The 21,963-nt window shown below is 30.8% G+C and carries 16 protein-coding genes and 1 tRNA gene; 9 read left to right on the top strand and 8 right to left on the bottom strand.

Features of this window, described 5'->3' with window-relative positions; genetic code table 11:
- Positions 1 to 166 precede the first annotated feature (166 nt).
- A complete protein-coding gene (locus Q0049_RS08100) occupies positions 167 to 2,584 on the top strand; it encodes a DUF5686 family protein (protein ID WP_298118467.1) in 2,418 nt (805 codons plus the stop codon).
- Between the two features lie 2 nt (positions 2,585 to 2,586).
- Here Q0049_RS08100 and Q0049_RS08095 read toward each other — a convergent pair whose 3' ends face one another.
- Entirely contained in the window at positions 2,587 to 4,854 is a 2,268-nt protein-coding gene (locus Q0049_RS08095; RefSeq protein WP_298118464.1) for a cation:proton antiporter, read from the bottom strand.
- A gap of 183 nt (positions 4,855 to 5,037) precedes the next feature.
- Here Q0049_RS08095 and Q0049_RS08090 point away from each other — a divergent pair, with 183 nt between their 5' ends.
- The 4 genes from Q0049_RS08090 to Q0049_RS08075 all read left to right on the top strand — a co-directional run bounded on the left by Q0049_RS08090 (position 5,038) and on the right by Q0049_RS08075 (position 11,155).
- Complete coding sequence (locus Q0049_RS08090; protein WP_298118461.1) at positions 5,038 to 7,458, top strand: MMPL family transporter; 2,421 nt, start codon at positions 5,038 to 5,040, stop codon at positions 7,456 to 7,458.
- A 72-nt stretch (positions 7,459 to 7,530) separates the two neighbouring features.
- The gene (gene asnS / locus Q0049_RS08085; RefSeq protein WP_298118458.1) at positions 7,531 to 8,964 is read left to right on the top strand and encodes an asparagine--tRNA ligase; all 1,434 of its coding nucleotides are present in this window, start codon (positions 7,531 to 7,533) and stop codon (positions 8,962 to 8,964) included.
- An 80-nt stretch (positions 8,965 to 9,044) separates the two neighbouring features.
- Positions 9,045 to 10,511, top strand: coding sequence for an RNA polymerase factor sigma-54 (rpoN, locus tag Q0049_RS08080; RefSeq protein WP_298118454.1), 1,467 nt, complete (start codon positions 9,045 to 9,047; stop codon positions 10,509 to 10,511).
- A 38-nt stretch (positions 10,512 to 10,549) separates the two neighbouring features.
- The gene (locus tag Q0049_RS08075) at positions 10,550 to 11,155 is read left to right on the top strand and encodes a hypothetical protein (RefSeq protein ID WP_298118452.1); all 606 of its coding nucleotides are present in this window, start codon (positions 10,550 to 10,552) and stop codon (positions 11,153 to 11,155) included.
- Here the strand turns inward: Q0049_RS08075 and Q0049_RS08070 are convergent.
- From Q0049_RS08070 to Q0049_RS08040, 7 genes are all read right to left on the bottom strand, one after another.
- Positions 11,150 to 11,836 carry a porin family protein gene (locus Q0049_RS08070; protein ID WP_298118450.1) on the bottom strand — a complete coding sequence of 229 codons (687 nt, stop codon included), beginning with the start codon at positions 11,834 to 11,836 and terminating at the stop codon, positions 11,150 to 11,152. The genes Q0049_RS08075 and Q0049_RS08070 overlap by 6 nt on opposite strands.
- A gap of 347 nt (positions 11,837 to 12,183) precedes the next feature.
- Positions 12,184 to 12,270 (bottom strand) — tRNA-Ser (locus Q0049_RS08065).
- 49 nt (positions 12,271 to 12,319) lie between these two features.
- Positions 12,320 to 13,345 (bottom strand): asparaginase, encoded by a 1,026-nt coding sequence (locus Q0049_RS08060; RefSeq protein WP_298118447.1) that lies wholly within the window; start codon positions 13,343 to 13,345, stop codon positions 12,320 to 12,322.
- Entirely contained in the window at positions 13,335 to 14,471 is a 1,137-nt protein-coding gene (locus Q0049_RS08055; RefSeq protein WP_298118796.1) for a 1-acyl-sn-glycerol-3-phosphate acyltransferase, read from the bottom strand. Before Q0049_RS08055 ends, Q0049_RS08060 begins: the two co-directional genes overlap by 11 nt.
- 197 nt (positions 14,472 to 14,668) lie before the next feature.
- Complete coding sequence (locus Q0049_RS08050) at positions 14,669 to 15,436, bottom strand: TatD family hydrolase (RefSeq protein WP_298118444.1); 768 nt, start codon at positions 15,434 to 15,436, stop codon at positions 14,669 to 14,671.
- Between the two features lie 209 nt (positions 15,437 to 15,645).
- Positions 15,646 to 16,371 (bottom strand): tetratricopeptide repeat protein, encoded by a 726-nt coding sequence (locus tag Q0049_RS08045; RefSeq protein ID WP_298118442.1) that lies wholly within the window; start codon positions 16,369 to 16,371, stop codon positions 15,646 to 15,648.
- Positions 16,372 to 16,375: 4 nt separating this feature from the next.
- The gene (locus Q0049_RS08040) at positions 16,376 to 16,957 is read right to left on the bottom strand and encodes a sigma-70 family RNA polymerase sigma factor (RefSeq protein WP_298118440.1); all 582 of its coding nucleotides are present in this window, start codon (positions 16,955 to 16,957) and stop codon (positions 16,376 to 16,378) included.
- Positions 16,958 to 17,396: 439 nt separating this feature from the next.
- Here Q0049_RS08040 and Q0049_RS08035 point away from each other — a divergent pair, with 439 nt between their 5' ends.
- The 4 genes from Q0049_RS08035 to Q0049_RS08020 all read left to right on the top strand — a co-directional run bounded on the left by Q0049_RS08035 (position 17,397) and on the right by Q0049_RS08020 (position 21,950).
- Positions 17,397 to 17,870: a hypothetical protein gene (locus Q0049_RS08035; protein WP_298118437.1), complete on the top strand. Its 474-nt coding sequence runs from the start codon at positions 17,397 to 17,399 to the stop codon at positions 17,868 to 17,870.
- Between the two features lie 71 nt (positions 17,871 to 17,941).
- Positions 17,942 to 18,541, top strand: a complete 600-nt coding sequence (locus Q0049_RS08030) for a hypothetical protein (RefSeq protein WP_298118435.1) — start codon at positions 17,942 to 17,944, stop codon at positions 18,539 to 18,541.
- Between the two features lie 133 nt (positions 18,542 to 18,674).
- Entirely contained in the window at positions 18,675 to 19,658 is a 984-nt protein-coding gene (locus Q0049_RS08025; RefSeq protein WP_298118432.1) for a hypothetical protein, read from the top strand.
- Between the two features lie 243 nt (positions 19,659 to 19,901).
- Complete coding sequence (locus tag Q0049_RS08020; protein WP_298118430.1) at positions 19,902 to 21,950, top strand: PKD domain-containing protein; 2,049 nt, start codon at positions 19,902 to 19,904, stop codon at positions 21,948 to 21,950.
- The last annotated feature ends 13 nt before the right edge of the window (positions 21,951 to 21,963 follow it).

Below are 21,963 nucleotides of genomic sequence, written 5' to 3'. Positions count from 1 at the left end.
TTTTTTATTGCTATTTTTGTAATAATTCTTTTAAACAAACCTTGCCAAAATTATTATTCAAAAAAAACTTTGGCAAAGGTATTTTGAAAACAAAATCACATTGATGAAATATTTTTGGATTTTTACAGTAGTGCTTTTTTGCAACTTTTCTTTCTCTCAAAAAGTAATGAAAGGACAAGTAATTGACTACGACACAACTGTTCCTATTGCTTTTGCAAAAATCACTTACAACAATAAAACCATCGCAACTGATTGGGAAGGAAAATTTACTTTAGAAATAAAAGACAACAATAAACCCATTTTATTTTCCTATAAAGGTTACTACGATAAAACACATTACATTACCGTTGGCGCACCATTTCTTTTAATAAAAATGGTGAATGACAACACCTTAAAAGAAAAAGAAATCTATTCTGAAAGTCAGGTAAATGCCATTATAAAAAAGGTCATTGAAAACAAACCAAAGAATCAACCTGAAAAAGCATTACAAACTTTTGAATATAAAAACTACGAACATTTATTAGTTTCTGCTAATCCTGATTCGGTTTCTAGTAAAATTGATACTGTATATAAAAAAAGGTTATTTGGAAGAAATACCATGAAATTAGATTCCACAAATTATAAATTCAAAAAACTAATTCAACAACAACATTTATATCAAACTGAGAAAGTAAATTTAATTCAACATAACGAAAAAGGCACAAAAGAAACACTTATTGCTACTCGAATGGCAGGTTTTAAAAAACCGTTGTACGAATACTTAGGATTGAATTTAGTTTCTTATTCGCTATATGACAATCAACTAGATATCCTTGAAACTCCTGTTCGAAATCCAATTTCAAATTATGGTAGAAAATTATTTGTTTTCAAAATCATTGATACCATGAAAATTGAAAACAGAACGGTTTATCGCATCTATTTTCAACCTAAAAAACTTAATTCTGATAGACTTCGTGGCTTGCTTTATGTAGATGCTGAAAATTTTGGAATTGCTCAAGCGTTTTTCAGAATTTATGGCATCATTAACATCAATGCAACCTATACTTTCAATTATTTAAAAGAACATCAATTGTGGTTTCCCGAAAAAAGAAAGTTCACCGTTGTAAAAGGAAATAACAGTGAAGACTTGAATATTTTTGGCGGAACTATAAAATTCAATTCAAGTTTAGAAGGAATACAAAAAAATGCTTCCGATCAATTGTATCTAAAATTAGAGTCAACTCCTTATGATATTGAAATTAATAAACCTGTGAGTTTTAAAATTCCAAGTATCAAAATCGATGTTCCAGAGGCAAGTATGTCAAAGCCAGATTCATATTGGAAATCACTAAAAAAAGATACACTCGACACAAGAAAAATCAGAACTTATGCTAACTTAGATAGTCTTTCTGTGGCTGAAAATATTGAAGGAAAAATAATATTTGGAAGAAAAATATTCAATGGTTATCTGCCTATAAGTATTATTGATTTAGATTTAAAAACACTAATTAAATACAATAATTATGAAGGTTTTAGATTCGGAATTGGTGGCGTGACAAACAATAAATTATCTGAAAATTATAAAGTAAGTTTCAATGTTGCTTATGGTTTGAAAGATGATAAATTTAAATTTGGAATTTCGCCTTCCTATTTGTTGAACAAAGAAACTAACACTTGGATAAGTGCTTCCTATGCTGATGATTTAAGTGAAATTGGTCAAATTCAATTTGCTACACAACCACGTCGTTTTAAAATTTATGATCCACGACCAATTAATATTTCCACCTTCTATAATTACAAAACATTTTCATCATTTATAGAAAGTAAATACGTTCCTAAAACGGATATTTATTTTGGAATTTCTAGAAGTGAAATTCTTCCCTTGTTCAATTATAATTATGTTGTTGATGGCAATTCTTATACTAATTTTAATTTAACAACAGCGCAATTTTCTATTCAATGGAATCCTTTTAGTGGTTATATGCAAACGCCAACAGGAAGACTTGAAATAGAAAAGAAGTTTCCAAAATTTGCTTTTCAAGTAACAAAATCGTTTGATAATATTCTAGGAAGTGATTTTGATTTCACAAAAGTTGATTTAAAAATTACTCACGAAATACCTTATTTGAATGGGCAAAACACCTCTTTTATTTTGCAAAGCGGAATGGCTTTTGGCGATACACCATTAACTCATTTATATAGTATTGCTCCTAATAATTTGAATAGAGAAACCTTATTTAAGCGTATCACTTTTGCGGGTAAAAACAGTTTTGAAACGATGTTCTTTAATGAATTTTTCTCAAGTAGATATGTAGCTTTTCATGCAAGACATACTTTTGATAAAGTAAAAATTGCCTATAAAATCAAACCCGTAATTTCAGTTGTTACAAGAATGGCTTGGGGTGAAATGGATCATCCAAGTCAACATGTAGGTTTTGGTTATAAAACCATGGAGAAAGGTTTTTTCGAAAGTGGTGTGGAAGCTAATCAAATTTTCAAAGGATTTGGATTGACATTTTTCATGCGTTATGGTCCAAATGCTTTACCCAGATTTGAAGATAATTTTGCTTTAAAATTAAGTTATGTATTAGATTTAGGGTTTTAAGATTATGGTTTAATAATCAAAACCGAAGGAATATTACTCAACCAAACGCTTTCAGAATCTACAAGATTTTTCCAACTTTCAAGCGATATCATCATCATATCTTGTTGTAAAAGAAAACCTGCTTTCATTTGACTTTCATCAATGATTGAAATTTTATCTGTGTAGGAACTTTGAAGCGAACTTATAGCATTTTCTATTACAAAATTATTTTTCACTTGATTGTTAATGTCTAAAATAGTAATTCTAGTATCATTATTGTAAATTAATTTTTGAGAGTATTCCATCAAAAAAGCATCTTCCGAACCAAATATTGGAACAAATACATTTTCAACTTTTACTAAATCTTTATCAATTAAAATTCCGAGTGGTTTTTTAGTTTTAGAAATCACCAATCGTGTTCTATCATCAAACGGTGAGTTGACAAATAGTCCTTCTTTCCCTGTAAATTTATCTAACAATCGGTCTGGATTTATAAGTCGTGTGGTGAAACCAAGCACTTTTCCAAGAAACGAACCTTCAAAAATAGATTTTCCTAAACCAACTAAAACCAAATCATATTCACCTCTCACAGCAATATCAGCAATGTCAGTTTCAATATCAATTGTAGATTTGAATATCGTAGTCAATTTTTGATTTAACACTTCTGATTCTTCTAAAATGGGTTCAAAAGTTTCTTTCTCATATTCTTCAAGATTATAAGAATGAACCTCGTCACTCAACGACAAGTGTAATGCGGTAACATTGCAATTCTCTTTTTGTTTTTTTACAAAACTATTTGCCAATCGTAATAGTGATTTTCCTTTTTCATTGTTTCCAAAAGAAATCAAAATCTTAAAATTACTATTACTTATTTCCTTCGGGATAATAACTTCTCTTCGTTTGAAAAAATAATTAATAATATCAATCGCTGGACCAGTCATAAAGGTTGTAAACAATGCCATGATTACCATCATCGTAAAAACCTCGGCAGAAAGTACTCCTAAATCATAACCAATATTAAGAACAACAAGTTCCATCAATCCGCGAGTATTCATCAACGCACCAATGGTTAAACTGTCACGCCAATTTTGCCCAACAAATCTTGCTGCTAATGCACTTCCAACAAATTTTCCAACAACCGCCACAAGAATTATTAATCCAGTAACTTTCCACAAATAGGGATCATTGATCAAACCAATTTGTGTTCGCAAACCAGTAAAAACAAAGAATAAAGGAAGTAATAATATCAAGGCAACGTCTTCTACTTTTTCTATAAAAATCTTTCTAATATTGATGATATCCGGCATGATCGCTCCAGTCATAAAAGCTCCAAAAAGCGCATGAATACCTATAATTTCGGTTAAATAAGAAGAAATAATTAAGGTTAAAAGAAAAATAGCTACAACTGGTTTACTCAAATTATCTCTTTTCGCATATAAATCTCCAATTTTTTTTAGGAAAGGTTTTACCACAAAAAGCATCATCAAAACATAAACTGTTGCTAGCAAAATTATGTAAAGCGAACTCATGAAAGTTCCTGCTTTTACAATAGCAATAACTGCTGCTAGCAAACACCAAGCGGTAATATCATCGGCTGCAGCACAAGTAATTACAATTGTTCCTAGTTTAGTTTTATGAATTCCTCTTTCTTGAACAATTCTTGCTAAAACTGGAAATGCAGTAATACTCATGGCAATTCCCATGAATAAACTGAAGGATAAAAACTCAACACCTTGTGGCGCAAATTTGTGATAAATAAAATAAGACAATCCTATTCCGAGAGCAAAAGGAAAAACAATACTTGCATGACTAATAACTACGGCTTCATTGGCTTTATTTTTCAACACCTTCAAATCGAGTTCCATTCCTATGACGAACATGAAAAGAATTAATCCGATTTGGCTTAAAAATTGTAAATTCCCTAAAGATTCAGTAGGAAAAAGCATCGCAGAATATTCTGGCATATACATTCCAACAACCGATGGACCAAGAAAAATTCCGGCAATTATTTCACCTATAACGCTTGGTTGACCAATTTTTCTGAAAATCCATCCAAAGAAACGAGCCACAATTATTATCGTGATAATTTGTAATAATAAAATGGCTAAAGGGTGTTTTAAATTATGAATTAAAGAATTGATAAACTGGCCAAAAAATGTATCATTTGATGTTTTAGCAATAACTTCACGACCTATTTCTAAAGATTTCCCTTTAGTAACAATCCAAAACATTAATGCTATAAAGCCACCAGTAACACCAATATAGAATAATCCATTCTTAAACTTCCTCATTTTATAAGACACTTTTTTATACTACAAATATGAGAAAACTAAACTAAATATTAGTAAATAGAGATAAAATTAATATAAAAATTACACATCATTATTGCATACAAATTTCTACACAAAAGATGGGATTTAGTTCTTTAGTTTCAAGCACTTTTCACTACCTTTGCACTCGTTTTAAATTTTCAAATGAAAAAGTTATTAGGTATTGGTTTTTGGGAATTAATTGCCCGAATTATCCTTAGAAATAGAATATTACTCTTATGTATAGTTGTATTTATTACAATTCTAATGGCTTTTCAGTGGAAAAATTTGAAATTTACTCACACTGAAGCCAACCTAATTCCTGCCGATGACAAAGTAAATGTCGACTATAATAGCTTTCTAAAAAACTTTGGCGAAGAAGGTAATCTTATAGTTATTGCTACAAAAGATAAAAAATTATTTACTCCAAAAATTTATAAAAAATGGAGTGAATTGATGCATAAAATCAAATCTGACAAAGAAATTGATTTGGTCATTACGGTTGATAATCTTCAAAAACTTACCAAAAACGATTCGTCACAAACCTTTGAACTGAAACCTTTAGTTGATCAATCAAAAACACTTGACGAAAATTATTTAAAGCAAATCAAATCAGAATTGTTCAACAAAATGCCTTTTTATGAAGGTTTGTTGTTCAATAAAAAATCAGGCGCAATTCGCTCTGCGGTTTATCTTGATAAGAAAATTGTAAATACTATTGCAAGAAAAGAATATGTTTTACATAATCTGATTCCTAAATTAAATAAGTTTAAAGAAGAAACAGGAATTGAATTGCATACTTCGGGAATGCCTTACATTAGAACGTTAAATGCTAAAACAATTGTTGACGAAATTGGAATATTTATTGGCGCAGCTTTACTAATTACCTCCTTAATTTTCTTCTTTTTCTTCCGTTCGTTTAGAGCTACATTAATTTCATTAGTAATAGTAATTATTGGTGTAATGTGGTCTTTTGGAATCATTGCATTAATGGGTTATGAAATCACTGTTTTAACGGCTTTAGTTCCAACATTAGTAATTGTAATTGGAATCCCGAATTGTATTTTCTTCATTAACAAATACCATCAAGAATATCAAAAACACGCCAATAAAGCCAAAGCACTTCAACGTGTAATTACAAAAACTGGAACGGCTACGTTAATGACAAATTTAACTACAGCGTTTGGTTTTGCTACCTTTATTGCTACAAACAACACATTGTTATCAGAATTTGGCGTCGTAACTTCCATCAACATCATTGCTATTTATTTGCTTTGTTTGATTATAATTCCAGTTTTCTTTAGTTACATTCCATCACCTATTCCTAGACATCTTGGACATTTAGAACGAGAATATTTAACTTCTTTCATGAATTGGATTGTTCGTACTGTAAAATACAATCGTGTTGGTGTTTATGTAACGGCAGTAATCCTTCTAGTTTTCGGAATCATCGGAATTTATGAAATACGAATTTCGGGAAGTATAATAGAAGATATGCCTAAAAAATCAGCTTTCTTTGATGATATCCGTTTCTTCGAAAAAGAATTTGATGGTGTAATGCCTTTGGAAATAATGATTGACACCAAAAAGAAAAATGGCGCCATGAAATTAACCAATTTGCGAAGAATGGAAGACTTGGAAGAAACCATTACCGATATTCCAGAACTTTCTAAACCGTTATCCATTGTAAATGTTGCCAAAAGTTTCAACCAAGCTTACTATAACGGGAATCCTGATTTTTACACGTTGCCATCGCCAAATGAAGAATTTGCCTTATTGCCGTACATCAAAAATTCTCTAAAAAATTCGAAAGACAATCAGTTAAAAAGTTATATTTCTGATGACGGAAGTGTAGCCAGAATCACCACTTTTATAAAAGATGAAAACGGTGAAAAAATGAAATCCATCGAGTCTCAACTGAGAAATAAAATCAATAAAATATTTCCGTCACCTAAATATGAAGTCATCATTACTGGAAAAGCATTAGTTTTCCAAAAAGGAACCAAATATTTATTAGACAATTTATTATCATCGTTATTGTTTGCGTTTTTAATTACCGCAGGATTAGTAGCAATAATGTTCCGTTCTTTCAAAATGGTTTTAGTTTCTATTATTCCAAATTTATTGCCTCTTTTGATGACCGCAGGTTTGATGGGATTTTTAGGAATTCCTTTAAAACCATCAACGATATTAGTTTTCGGAATTGCCTTTGGAATGTCGGTTGACGATACCTTGAGATTCTTAGCACAATATCGATTGGAACTTTCAAGAAACGATTGGAAGATAAAAAAATCGGTTTTTGCCACTTTCGATGATGCCGGAATTAGTATGTTTTATACTTCAATCGTATTATTCTTTGGGTTTTCGGTATTCATGTTATCAAGTTTTGGTGGGACGATTGCTCTTGGTGGATTGGTAGCCTTGACACTTTTCTTCGGAATGTTATCTAATTTAGTTTTACTTCCATCATTAGTATTAACTTTGAACAAAACATTGGCAAACGAACAAGAATTAAAAACTCCAATTATAGACATCTTAGAACACACCGACGAAGAATTGGACGAATTAGAAAAGAAAAATAATTAATTTATATTTGCATAAGATTATTTAGCACAAACTGTCACCCTGAGCGCAGTCGAAGGGCAAAATTTTAAAAAAATGAAACATACAAAAGTTAAAGACTTATTAAGTAGCTCGAAAGCGAATTATGAAGTAAATGCAAAAGGTTGGGTTAGAACTTTTAGAAACAATCAATTTATAGCGTTGAACGATGGTTCGACAATTAATAATATTCAATGTGTAGTCGATTTTGAAAATACACCTGAAGAAACTTTAAAAAGAATTACAACTGGTGCTGCCGTTTCAGTAATTGGAGAATTAGTAGAAAGCAAAGGTGCAGGTCAGAAGTATGAAATTCAAGTTTCTAAATTAGAAATTTTAGGAGATTCAGATGCTGAGAAATTTCCAATGCAACCAAAGAAACATTCGTTAGAATTTCTTCGTGAAAATGCACACTTAAGAGTTAGAACCAACGCTTTTGGTGCAATTATGAGAGTTCGTTCGGTTTTGGCTCATGCCGTTCATACGTATTTTCAAGAAAAAGGATTTGTGTATGTAAACACGCCAATCATTACTGGTTCAGATGCTGAAGGTGCTGGAGAAATGTTTAAAGTTACCGCTTTACCATTTGACAACACACCAAGAACTGAAGATGGAAAAGTAAATTATAAAGAAGATTTCTTCGGAAAAGAGACTAATCTAACGGTTTCTGGTCAATTAGAAGGAGAAACTTTCGCAATGGCTTTGGGACAAATTTATACATTCGGACCAACATTTAGAGCTGAAAATTCAAACACTTCGCGTCACTTAGCTGAATTTTGGATGATTGAACCCGAAGTTGCTTTCAATGATTTGAATGATAATATGGATTTGGCAGAAGATTTTATCCAATACGTAATTAAATATACGATGGAGAAATGCCAAGACGATTTGAAGTTTTTAGAAGGTCGTTTGTTAGAAGAAGAAAAATCAAAACCACAAGCTGACAGAAGCGAAATGGCTTTGTTGGAAAAATTGAATTTCGTTCTAGAAAACAATTTCAAGCGTGTTTCTTACACTGAAGCTATTGATATTTTAAGAGATTCTACTCCAAATAAAAAGAAAAAATTCAATTATATCATCAACGAATGGGGTGCAGATTTGCAAAGTGAACACGAAAGATATTTGGTTGAAAAACACTTCAAATGTCCTGTAATTTTGTTTGATTATCCAGCGAATATCAAAGCGTTTTATATGCGTTTAAATGAAGATGGAAAAACGGTTCGTGCTATGGATATTTTGTTTCCTGGGATTGGAGAAATCGTTGGTGGTTCGCAAAGAGAAGAACGCTACGATGTTTTAGTTGAAAAAATGAAAGCTTTAGGAATTGACGAAGAAGAACTTTGGTGGTATTTGGATACAAGAAGATTTGGTTCGGCAGTTCACTCAGGTTTCGGATTAGGATTTGAAAGATTGGTATTGTTTGTAACAGGAATGACGAATATTAGAGACGTAATTCCTTTTCCAAGAACACCACAAAACGCAGAATTCTAATAATTGTTTCAAGTTTCAAGTTTCAAGTTGTTGGTTCAATAACTTGAAACTTGAAACCTTAAACTTTTAAACAAAATAAAATGCTTAAACAAAACTTACAATTCAAATTATCTCAAAAATTATCTCCTCAACAAATTCAGTTGATGAAGTTGATTCAATTGCCTACATTGGCATTTGAGCAACGATTATTGGAGGAAATGAATGAGAATCCAGCATTAGAATCGGGTAAAGATGAAGAAGAAGTTTATGAAAAAGATGAACTAGACAACAATGACGAATATGATGATTATGAAGGAAGCGACAACATTGAAGCCGAGGACATCAACATCGATGAATATTTAAGCGACGACGAAACACCTGATTACAAACTTCAATCAAATAATTATAGTGATGACGATGATGATCGCGAAAGTCCATTTGCTGCACCAGTAAGCTTTCATCAAGATTTGATTAATCAATTAAATACTTTTATACTTACTGATGAGCAAAGAGATATTGCTGAATTCCTCGTTGGAAGTATTGATGATGACGGTTATTTACGTCGTGATATTCAAGATATTGTTGACGATATGGCCTTTACTCAAGGTATTTATACTGATGAGAAAATGGTTGAAAAAATGTTGCACATCATTCACGAGTTAGAACCCGCAGGAGTTGGTGCACGTGACTTACAAGAATGTTTGTTATTGCAATTAAAACATAAAACTCCTACAGAATATGTTGATTTGGCAATTGATATCATCGGAAATCAATTTGATGCTTTCACCAAAAAACATTACGATAAATTATTACAGAAATACGGAATTTCTCAAGATCATTTGAAAAAAACAATTCATGAAATTGAAAAATTAAATCCAAAACCTGGAGGTTCTTTTACAGGAAATAATAAAGTTACTGAAAATATTGTTCCCGATTTTGCTATCAGAATTAACGACGGAGAATTAGAATTAACTTTAAATGGACGAAATGCACCATCATTGCACGTTTCTAAAGACTATCAAGAAATGATGCAAACCTATAAAGATTCGAGAGACAAATCGAATTCTCAAAAAGATGCTGTGCAATTTATTAAGCAAAAATTAGATTCGGCTAAATGGTTTATTGATGCTATAAAACAACGTCAGGAAACATTATTTGTAACGATGAATGCCATCATGCATTTTCAACAAGAATATTTCCTTGACGGAGAAGAAACTTCAATGAAACCAATGATTCTGAAAGACATTGCAGACATGGTTGGTCTTGACATTTCAACCGTTTCTCGTGTGGCAAACAGTAAATATGTTGACACGCCTTACGGAACAAAATTAATAAAAGAATTCTTCTCTGAAGCAATGAAAAACGATCAAGGCGAAGATGTTTCAACTTTAGAAATTAAAAAAATTCTTAAAAACACAATAGAAGAAGAAGATAAAAGCAAACCACTTCCAGATGATCAATTGGCTGAAATTTTGAAAGAAAAAGGCTATCCAATTGCACGAAGAACCATTGCAAAATATCGTGAGCAATTAGATATTCCTGTGGCTCGAATGAGAAAGAAGATTTAATTCTAAAAATCCTATATTTGTTTTTCAAATAATTCATCTTGAAAAAAATACTTCCTTTTTTTTCGTATCTCTTCCATCCTATTTTTATTCCACTATTTGGAACACTTTTCTATTTGCTTTTCAATGGAAGTTATTTTCCAATGACACATAATTATTTGCTAATTCTTCAAATAATAATCATCACCTTTTTTCTTCCACTGGCGTTTTTCTATTTATTGAGAACCTTTGGAAAAGCAGATACCATAATGCTTTCTGATATTCATCAACGAAAAATTCCGTTATTGATGCAAATGGCTTTAACTTCAATATTGATAACAAAAAGTGTAACTGTAGATCGGTTTCCTGAACTGTTTTTTTTCTTCCTTGGTGGATTTATTAGTACGTTTTTCACCTTTATCTTACTGTTTATAAAAGTAAAAGCAAGTATTCACATGATTGGAATTTCAGCACTAACCTTTTTTGTTGTTGGAATGAGTATGCACAATCAAGTAAATATAATTTACACTATTGCATCGCTTTTTCTATTAAATGGAATTATTGCTTCGTCAAGATTGCAAATGAAAGCACACACCATGGAAGAATTAGTAATTGGAATGGCAGTTGGCACTTTACCACAATTAGTTTTGTGGATTTTTTGGTTATAAAATATAAAACATCAAACCAAGATTTAACGTATTCATATCTAAATCTTTTCCAGCGATTTTAGTCGATTTAAATAATGGATTTAAACCATAATAAGCATAAAAATTCCAGGTATTCCAACCCATTGCAACATAAGTTCCGTAATGAATTTTATTCAAATCTTTATTACCCGTAATAATAATTTTCCCGTCTTCACCAGTAAATTTATATCTATCATAAATTAAATAACTCACTTTAAAACCAGTATAAACTCGCCAAAATTTATGACTTTCAGGAGTGGAATTTCGCCATCTTACCTCTAAAGGAACGTCAACAAAGTGAAGTGATAATTTATTTTTATCAAAAATAACACTAGAATCTGTAAAATATAAATTTTCAGCATCTGAATTATTTATAAACAAATTGTCGTTATAATTATTTAATGAATATCCTAAACCTAAAGCAATAGCCCAAGTTCGAGCTTTATTTATAGGCATGTCTCTTAAAAAACCAACCGAAATTCCTGATGAAAATTTATTTTGACTTAAACCTGAAGGTGTATTTTGAAGTTTATTGTAAGTCAATCCAAAGTAAAATTGATCTTCTCGATATAAAGAATCTACAGCATCAAAATCAACAGTTTTTTCTTGGGCGAAAACGCTCAATCCAAATAAAAAAAATACTATTGATAGTAGAAAACGCATTTTTTACATTTTTTTATAGTAAAGATGAGATTCGAACTCTTACTTTAATTAATTTTTTCTAAAAATTTAAAAAAACATCTTAATCCAGAATAAGTGATTCAAACTACTCCTTCAATTAATTTTTTCTAAAAATTTAAAAACCATTTTAATTCAGAATAAGGGATTCGAACTCCTACTTTAATTAATTTTTTCTAAAAATTTAAAAAACATTTTAATTCAGAATAAGGGATTCGAACACCTACTTTAATTAATTTTTTCTAAAAATTTAAAAAACATTTTAATTCAGAATAAGGGATTCGAACTCCTACTTTAATTAATTTTTTCTAAAAATTTAAAAAAACATTTTGCAGAGAGGATGGGATTCGAACCCACGATACAGTTACCCATATACAAACTTTCCAGGCTTGCTCCTTCAACCACTCGGACACCTCTCTAATTGTTATGCAAAGAACAATAAAAATTAGCAATAATCAAAGCGAAAGATTAATCCATTTCGCCTCGCAAGGAAGTTTCAAAAATGGTTTTGAAAACATTTGGCGCTACATTTTGACCTAATAAATACATCAATTTTGTAATTGCCGCTTCTGTAGTAATATCTTTTCCAGAAATTAATCCGATTTTTTTTAATTGTGTGCTTGTTTCATATTGACCCATACTTACACTTCCGCCCGAACACTGTGTTACATTGATAATATATAAACCGTTTTTGATAGCTTTTTTCAGAATTTGAATAAACCAATCTTCCGTTGGAGCATTTCCTGAACCGTAAGTTTCTAAAACAATACCTTTCAAATTTGGAATAGATACAATAGCAGAAAATACTGATTCGCTTATACCAGGAAACATTTTTACAACAGCAACATTATCATCTAATTCTTTGTGAACGTGAAGTTTTTTTGTGTTTTTTGGTAATAAAGAAGAATTATTTACATTCAAATGAACTCCTGATTCTGCCAACGCAGGATAATTTGGTGAGGTAAAAGCATTAAAATGTTCGGCGTTTATTTTAGTCGTTCGATTGCCTCGATATAATTTGTATTCAAAATACAAACAAACTTCTTGAACGGCTGGTTTTCCTTTTTGTTGCAAAGAAGCAATTTGAATCGCAGTGATTAAATTTTCTTTAGCATCGGTTCTTAAATCTCCAATTGGCAATTGCGAACCTGTAAAAACAATAGGTTTAGAAACGTTTTCTAACATAAAACTCAATGCAGATGCCGAATAGGACATTGTATCAGAACCATGTAAAACAACAAATCCATCAAATTGATCATAATTATCCTCAATAACTGAAGCAATTTGAACCCATTTTTCAGGATTCATATTCGAAGAATCTATAGGTTTTTCAAACGAAAAAGTTTCAATTTGACAATCTAATTGTTTCAATTCAGGAATTTTATCCAACAATTGATTAAAATCAAAAGCCTTCAAAGCACCTGTTTCGAAATCTTTCATCATACCAATAGTTCCACCAGTATAAATCAGAAATATTTTTGGTTTAGATTGCATTCTCGTATTTGGATTTATTCACAACCGGATTGGCATACATATTTAAAAAACTTTCTACCATAAAATCATTGGTCACATCAATCTTCATTTCTAATCGGCGTTCAAATAATGACTTTTCGTCTTCTGTATATTTATCTGAATATTTGTTCGTTTTATTCAATAAATCATAGGCGATGTAATTAGTTGGCCACAATTTATACGATTGCAAAATAGAATCATCAATAACCTGCGCTAATGCTTGAATTTGTTTGTTTGCATTGTCATTTTCAGCCAAAATCATATCCAATTCTGTATCTAAAACATCACCAACGTGAATGTGAATTCGCTTTTTCTGACCAATGATTCCGCTTAATAAATTTACAAAATCTTCATTTTTATCTTTAATGTAAACCTCATCGTTAGCTTCTGCCATAAGTTGAGGCATTTTCAAAGCATCAGTTGGATCATATTCATATGATATTGAAACGGGAACTATTTTTAATTTCTTAAAATAATCCAATATATTTTTCTCATCAGAACCCATTCCGAGCATTTTTAAAACACCTGAATGTGTCGCATCATTGCCATCTTTCGTTCTTCCTTCGCGTTGCGCAATCCAAACGGAACGATTTTCTCTTAAAAGTAAATGACCAATATATTCTGACATTAATTTTGAACTTTGCAATAATTCTCTTGGCGACAAACCTCTTTGAACCAAGAAATTACGATTCAGTTTTGCCAAAGTATTCATGAAATCTCTTTTCACAAGATTATCACCAATAGCCGAAGCCGTCATCACCAATCCGTGATCAAACAAACAAACATTCAATAAAGAAGTATCTAAAATAATATCGCGATGATTAGAAATAAACATATAGGAAGTATTTTTTTCTAATTTTTCAAATCCCGAAGTAGATAATCCTTCTGAAGATTTTTGCAACACTTTTTGAATGGCTTGATAAATAAAATTGCATTGAAAATCTCTGATAGAATGTGTACGTTTCAGTTGCTCTTTCCACACGTCATGGTCAACATCAGGAAATGTAAAATTCATAATCGCTTTCATCATCGGATGATTTAACGACGCTTTTATAGCATCATTAACTTCGGTTTCATAAAACGGACGAATGGCGTCAAATTTTTGCATTTTAAATTTCATTTTTAAGAAAAACAAAATAACAAAAAAATTATGACTTTTTGATTATATAATGGTTAAATGGATTAAAGTTGACACGAATTTCACGAATTATCACAAATTTAAAATTCAAATAAATTACACAAATTTAGAAAGCTTATTAATTAATTCTACTTTCGTGAAAATCTTTTAAATTCATGTAAAAAAGATCAAATCCCAAAAATATCCTTTGAATTTTCTGTAGTAATTCGAGCAATTTCTTCTATAGGAAGATTATAAATTTCAGCTAATTTTTGTGCTACCAAAACCGTATAACTGCTTTCATTTCGTTTGCCACGATGCGGATTTGGAGCAAGATATGGCGAATCTGTTTCAAGTACAATATGTTTTAAATCGATATCTTTCAAAAACTGATCAATCTTTCCGTTTTTGAAAGTTGCAACTCCACCAATTCCGAGTTTTAATCCCAATGAAATTGCTCGTTCTGCTTGAGAAAAATCACCTGTAAAACAATGAAAAATCCCGAACAAGTCATCACTTTTTTCACCTTCAAGAACTTCAAAAGTTTCATCAAAAGCATCGCGACAATGAATATTTATACCTAAACCTTGCTTCTTTGCCAATTGAATTTGCTGCTGAAAAGCAAATTGTTGTTCTTTCAAAAAAGTTTTATCCCAAAATAAATCAATGCCTATTTCACCAACGGCATAGAACTTTCTTTTAGCAAATTCTGCTTCTACATGAGCCAATTCATCTAAATAATTTTCTTTCACATAACAAGGATGCAAACCCATCATCAAGAAAATATTATCTGGAAATTGAGCTTCCAAATCATACATTCGTTGCGAATACGTTGAATCAATCGACGGAATAAAAAATCGTGAAACACCTGCATCAATGGCACGTTGAATGACGTCTACTCTATCGTCTTGAAATTGGGAAGAATATAAATGCGTGTGTGTATCGGTGAAAATCATTTTCGGGTTGCGAGTTGAAAGTTGCGAGTTGCGAGTTGCAAAAGTAATGAAAGAAAATGTTATATAAAAAAAGTACTTCGACAAGCTGAGTGTGACAATTGTGATTTTATTGAATTTAAAGATTTTTCGTAACCTAAAAATCCAATTAAGAAAACCACTGTCAGTCTGTCCCGAAACTTCTGGAGTTCGAAGACACTTTACAAAATTATTTAATCTAATTTATTCAACAATTTCTGAGCTTTTTCATAATCTTCAGCATCTTCAGGAATTTGTTTGATGTAGTCTTTACATTCATCAAATTGGTTTTGTTTTAACTTAGATAATGCCAAATACCATGTGGCTTTGTCTTTATAAACTGATGTCCCATTTTGAATAGTAATAAAATTTGTTTCTGCTTCGGAATATCTATTTTCTTCTAATAATGATATTCCGTAGAAAAATCTAACTTCGGGTTTGTCATAATCTTTGAGTACAATTTCAAAGTTTTCGATGGCAGCTTTATAATTCTTTTCATTGAAAGCATTTTGTGCCAATCTTAAATTTTTAATAATACTACCACGTTCTGTAAAATAAGCATTTTCATGTTGGTTGAAATCGCCATATTCTGGATTTCCTTGCATCATGAACCAAGTTCCAAAAGCTAGAACAACCGAAGCCGCAATTGCATAATAGAATGGTTTAAAGTTGATAACTCTAGATTTATCCTCTTTGTTTTCAGAAAAATGGGTTTTAGAAATTGACTTTAAATTTTCTTTAAAATCAATTGTTTTAGAATCAAATTTGTTTTCCAACATGGCTGTTGTTTCTTTATACAAATTGAAACTTTCTCTAAATTGATTATCAGAATTTAGTCGCTGTTCAAACAGTTCTTTTTCCGCTTGAGACATTTCGTTATTGAGATAACTTTCAAAGCTGATGTATACTTCTTCGTTCATAGCATTAGTAATTTATAGATCGAAATCTAGGTGATTGTTGTATCATTTCTGTTAATTGACCTGTGCAAAGTGACTTTTTTTTGCGAACATAACCATAAGTTACATTGAGTTTTTCTGCCACTTCTTCCATAGTTTTTGTAATAAAACTAAGTTTGAGAACTTCTTGACATTTTTCCCCAAGCTTTTGAAACATTTCGTCAAATAGTGACTGTTTTTCATCAAAAGTTTCGGTTTGAAGTGTCATTTCTTGAACAGGTTCATCTGTAGATACATTATCATCGATTAATGTTACCTCTTTGTTAGAAGATTTTTTTAATTCGTTCAACCAACGACGTTTGCATAATAGAAAAAAATAGGCATCAAACGGACATGTTAATTGCAAACCATTTGTTTTTGCCTGATTGTAGATAGTAATAAGTACTTCTTGAATAACATCTTGCGCTTGATAGTCGTCACCACTATTTGTTCTAATGTAGTTTTTCACTTTAGGAACAAACTTCTTATATATAGATTGAATGATGGTAGAGTTATTTTGTTCCAATCCATCAATATAGATTTGATCGGGATGAAGATTTTTATCTGACATAAGTATCTTATTTACTGCTAATGTAAAAATAAATACATGAAACAACAAAATTAGGTTCTTCAACGGATAAACAAATGGTGTTTTAACGGAAGATTATTAGGTTTCAATGAACAACCTTTGTTTAATGTTAAAAAGATTTGGTTCGATAGGGTAACAAATTTTAATGTGTGTTGATATAGTGTTATAAAGTTCATTGAAATAGTGTTTTTGAAAGTTCTCCGAAAAAAAATTAAAGGAATCTAAAAAAATTCAGATTACATGGGTAACAATTTAAAATAGCAATTGATATAAAGAAAAGTTCTTCAATTGAGATTTAGAAAGTACCAAAAAAAGAAAATTAATTTTTTTAAAAAAATGGGGTAACAATTTAAAACACTAATTGATATAACAATAGAAAACAAAATCAAACAATTAATAAAAACATTAAAATTTAGAAATCATGAAAAAATCAATCTTAACATTAGCAATCGTAGCATTAACATTTTCAAACATCAATGCTACAGAAGTAACAACAACTTCAAACACAATCGACCCAAGCTTAAGCGAACTGGCGAAACAAACAACTGCAACTCTATCAAGAGATCAAATTAAAGAAGTTTACGATTGGAACGTAAAAACAACACAAGGTAACTATTCTGGAACCGCAATTTCATTAGAAGAAGCACAAAAAATGATTGAATTAGTTACTGTAGGTGAAGTTGTTCTTGACAAAAAAATTGAAAGTTTCTTTCAAGTAAAAGAAGAAGTAGCTTCAAACAAATTGAGATTATTCTTTTGGGAAGTAACAACTAATAACGGAACTGCAAAAGGATTTTCAAATTCAGAAAGTCAAGCTAAAAGAATGATAGAATTAGTAAGTACTGGTGATATTTTGAACTATAAAATTATTCAAAGTACAGATTTTGAAAAATAATTAAAAATTGGGGTAACAAATTCGTTATCCAATTGATATAACACTATAAACAACATTTAAAAATAGAAATTATGAAATCAACATTTAAAAACATCGTAACTTTATTCATCTTAGGAATAATTATTAGTAGTTGCTCAAACGGAACAAATCCAATTCCTGTTCCACCTTGTAACTCAACAAACACCATTTTCAACCAATTATACACTAATGTGGTTGCTTTACCAGGACATCAAAACAATAACACTTTTGATACTGAAATTCACGAATATACTTTTACATTTTCGCAAACTAAAACCATTTGTAGTATTGGTTATCAAAGTCAACCTGCTATTGCTGCTGTTCCTTATCTAATGGAAATTGTTGATGTAAATACAAACACTGTAATCTACTCAGGAAGTCATGTTTTTTCTTCTGCAAATACAAGTTATGTATCTATTCCTCCAACATTGATTGTTGCAAATCAACCTTATACTGTTAGAAGAACGATACTTTTATCAAATGCCGGAAATAATTTTGGAAACATTATTGGACGAGTTGTACATCAACCTGGAGCATTGGTTAGTTTTCCTCAAACTTTTGGAATAATGACTATTACAGGAGCTAATTTTTACCAAAATGGCGGTCCACTTGTAAACATGGGAATTCCATACATCGATTTTGCTTATTACTAGTAGATAAAAATTAAAAGCAACCTTTTGTAATAAATCACATCTTAAAAAAATGAAATTAATTTAGATTAATGGGTAACAAATTAAAACCATCGTTGATATAACTATATAAAACAAAATTTAAAAATTAGAAATTATGAAAACAAATTTAAAAAACATCGGATTAGTACTTTTAGCTTCAATAGCATTAGTAAGTTGTTCAAATGACGACAACGACAATCAAAATTCAGCACCAAGCGCAGCAGAATTTGCAAACATTAGACAAACTGCTTTAGACAATTTAACACAAGAATTTACTTTAGTAGCAGAAGATGGCGCAACCACATTTACATCAGAAAAAGGAGTTCAATTTACCATTGATGGAGCTTGTTTAACTAAAAATGGAAATCCCGTTACAGGAAGTGTAGCTGTAGAATTTGTAGAATTATTTGATGCAGGATCAATGCTTGTAACTGATAAAACCACAATGGGAAGATTGCCAAATGGAGATATGGGACTTTTAGTTTCTGGTGGAGAATTTTACATCAATGCAACTCAAGGTGGCGTTGAACTTGACATCACTTGTCCAATGCAATTATTAATTCCATCAACATTAACTGGTGGCGCTGACAATACAATGACGCTTTGGGACGGAACAATTGATGAAAATGGAAATCTTGATTGGGACGAACAAGGAGCAGATCCAGTAGGTCAAAACGGAGTTTTTGTTGAAGGAACAGCTTTAAACGCACCATACTATGCTTTTTTCAACAGCTTTGGATGGACAAATGTTGACCGATTTTATGATGATCCAAGACCAAGAACTACTATTCTTGCTGAAGCACCAAACGGATACAACTTTGGAAACAGTGCGATTTATTTACACTATGATGGAGAAGCAAGTACATTAGCAAAATTAGACACTTACAATGATGCAACAAACCAATTTTCAGAACATTACGGTCAAATTCCAATTGGTTTAGAATGTCATGTGATTTTTGCAACAGAAGAAGCAGGACAATGGAGATATGCTATAAAAAGTGCAACCATTGCTGCGGGTGATGTTTATACTTTTACCATGGGAGAAACAACTTTAGGTACAGAAGCACAATTAGTTGCTGCTATAAATGCACTACCATAAAATAATAGTTAGGTTAGATTATTAGTTTTTTGAGAAAGTGATGATAGTCTTCATCACTTTCTTTTTTTTAAAAAAATACCGTTAAATAACGGATGTTTTTTTAGTTGATTAACTACAAACTATCTTATTAATTTATAACATTTTTGAAAATTGGTTAAAAACATAATCTAGTTTTTCAAAAAACACAATAACAAGTTCATTGCTTTTTCCTATTTTTATAAATTCAAACCAAACTTTCTGATTATGAGAAATCTATACCTTCTTTTATTTTTCTGTTTTACGATGTTTTCATTTTCTCAAACTGTAGTAAAAGATACCATCACAAGAAGAGCTACTATTGGTTATGACAAAAAAGGAAATTTAGTTTCCTTCAAACCAGAAACGCCACCATTGATTCAAGTTGCAGGTGCGCCACCAGCAAGTTATAGTTATTTTTGGGAATTTGGCGATGGAACTTATAGCAAAGAAGCAACGCCAAAAAAAGTCTATAAAAAGAAAGCAGATTATAAAGTAAATCTTTCCGTTACCAATAATTATGACAATGGAAAACCACCAAAAACACGACCAAAACTAGTATCCGTAAATGAAATTTCTGACACAAATTATGAAGATATTGCTTCGTTAGCAGACACCACTTCTATTCTACTTTTTAAAAATCGAGAACCAATTCCCGATGAAGAAATTGTAGTTGTTATAACTTATCAAAATCCTTTAGATTATGTTGCAAACGGAAAATTATATCTGTTTTACAACGATAAAGAATTCAAAAATAAAAACTTTGAATTATTAGAAACCCGAACCCATTTTGGAGAAAAAGAGATTAATGAAAACGGTGTTGTAATGATCAATGATTTTAATAACTCCTATGAAAACGTTGCTTCATCTACAGAAATTCCTTCTTTCATAAACAATTTTAAAATTGACGATGCTAATTTAGACATGACACTTTTAGAAAGTAATGCCTTATTTTCAGATTCGAAAGTTTTAGAATTTGAAAATATGAATGCTAAAGAAACTCGTAATGTTTTTATGACATTTAAAACTACTCCTGAAATGATTAAAGACACGAGTGCCACAGTAAAAATGCGAGGCATTTATGTTCCCGATAGAAACTACAAAAACCACAAAAAGAAAACTCTTGAAATGGAAATTGTAACTTCTCATGATCCAAATAAGATGTCTAGCAATGCTACTTTGATGAACTATAGAACAGTGCGTTTTAAAACCATAAATTTCAAAACTCGTTTTCAAAACGATGGCGAAGGTCCAGCGAGAATGATTCGTCTAGAAACTGATATTCCAGATATGTTTGACAAAAAAACCTTAAAAATTGTCGATTCTTATCCAAAATGTCCTATTTGTCCAAAAGGTGAAGAGGTAAAAATTAGTTGCCTCGACACGATTATTAAAGAAAAACAAATTCACTTTACATTTAAAAACATTTATGTTCCAGGAAGTAATCAAAAAAATATAACCGAAAAAGATTCTACAAAAGGTTTTGTAAAGTATTCTATGAAATTTGCTAAAGATTTTCATAAAGTAAAAACGAAAAGCAAAACCTCTATTTTCTTTGATAAAAACGAACCCGTAATTACAAATTACGCTACAACTCGTTTCAAACCAGGAATTTCAATTGGCGTTCGAGCAGGATATAATCTTTATACTGATTTAAACAAAACTAATGTTTCTCAAGAGATTTCTAAAACAATTAAAACAGATAGTTATTTTCTTGGAGCCACAATTTCTCCCTACAAATCCTATCGTTTTTACTGGCAATCTGAACTTTATTTTAGTAAGCTCACAAGTAATTCATCAGGAATAACATCTCCTTTGGAACTGGTTCAATACACACCACCAATAACATTGACGAATGGAACAGTCATTGATGCTGGGTTTGAAACTACAAATTCTTCAAGCAAATTAACAAAAGTAAATATGGACATTGTTCCAGTTTCGCTTCGATACAATATCAATAATTTTATTGGTGTTGGTTTTGGTCCACAATTTTCTGTATTACTAAATCAAAATGAAGAAATAAGTTCTTCAAGATTAGTATATGAAGCCATTTTTAATGCTGCTTTACCTCCTACTGTAGGAAATGAAATCGTTGAACTTAGAAATAATTCCTCTATTTCTACAAAATCAAATGCTTTTGAAAAAATGCAAACCAGTGTTTTTGCCGATGCTACTTTTGGATTTGCAAGAATTGGTCCAAGTGTTGGAATTCGCTATTATAAAACTTTTGAAAAAGACTTTAATTATTGGCAATTTTATGCCATTTGGAAGTTCTAGTTTTTGACACAAA

Source organism: Flavobacterium sp. (assembly GCF_027484205.1).
GTDB lineage: Bacteria > Bacteroidota > Bacteroidia > Flavobacteriales > Flavobacteriaceae > Flavobacterium.
Note: the sequence above shows the minus strand (reverse complement) of the source record. Positions and strands in the feature narration are given on the sequence as shown.

What these genes read in the sequence shown, in the direction of transcription:
- Q0049_RS08020 (WP_298118430.1), top strand. Translation starts at nt 19,902, where the DNA reads ATGAGAAATCTATACCTTCTTTTATTTTTCTGTTTTACGATGTTTTCA.
- asnS (WP_298118458.1), top strand. Translation starts at nt 7,531, where the DNA reads ATGAAACATACAAAAGTTAAAGACTTATTAAGTAGCTCGAAAGCGAAT.
- Q0049_RS08025 (WP_298118432.1), top strand. Translation starts at nt 18,675, where the DNA reads ATGAAAACAAATTTAAAAAACATCGGATTAGTACTTTTAGCTTCAATA.
- Q0049_RS08050 (WP_298118444.1), bottom strand. Translation starts at nt 15,436, where the DNA reads ATGATTTTCACCGATACACACACGCATTTATATTCTTCCCAATTTCAA.
- Q0049_RS08070 (WP_298118450.1), bottom strand. Translation starts at nt 11,836, where the DNA reads ATGCGTTTTCTACTATCAATAGTATTTTTTTTATTTGGATTGAGCGTT.
- Q0049_RS08095 (WP_298118464.1), bottom strand. Translation starts at nt 4,854, where the DNA reads ATGAGGAAGTTTAAGAATGGATTATTCTATATTGGTGTTACTGGTGGC.
- Q0049_RS08090 (WP_298118461.1), top strand. Translation starts at nt 5,038, where the DNA reads ATGAAAAAGTTATTAGGTATTGGTTTTTGGGAATTAATTGCCCGAATT.
- Q0049_RS08060 (WP_298118447.1), bottom strand. Translation starts at nt 13,345, where the DNA reads ATGCAATCTAAACCAAAAATATTTCTGATTTATACTGGTGGAACTATT.
- Q0049_RS08055 (WP_298118796.1), bottom strand. Translation starts at nt 14,471, where the DNA reads ATGCAAAAATTTGACGCCATTCGTCCGTTTTATGAAACCGAAGTTAAT.
- Q0049_RS08035 (WP_298118437.1), top strand. Translation starts at nt 17,397, where the DNA reads ATGAAAAAATCAATCTTAACATTAGCAATCGTAGCATTAACATTTTCA.
- Q0049_RS08100 (WP_298118467.1), top strand. Translation starts at nt 167, where the DNA reads ATGAAAGGACAAGTAATTGACTACGACACAACTGTTCCTATTGCTTTT.
- Q0049_RS08030 (WP_298118435.1), top strand. Translation starts at nt 17,942, where the DNA reads ATGAAATCAACATTTAAAAACATCGTAACTTTATTCATCTTAGGAATA.
- rpoN (WP_298118454.1), top strand. Translation starts at nt 9,045, where the DNA reads ATGCTTAAACAAAACTTACAATTCAAATTATCTCAAAAATTATCTCCT.
- Q0049_RS08040 (WP_298118440.1), bottom strand. Translation starts at nt 16,957, where the DNA reads ATGTCAGATAAAAATCTTCATCCCGATCAAATCTATATTGATGGATTG.
- Q0049_RS08045 (WP_298118442.1), bottom strand. Translation starts at nt 16,371, where the DNA reads ATGAACGAAGAAGTATACATCAGCTTTGAAAGTTATCTCAATAACGAA.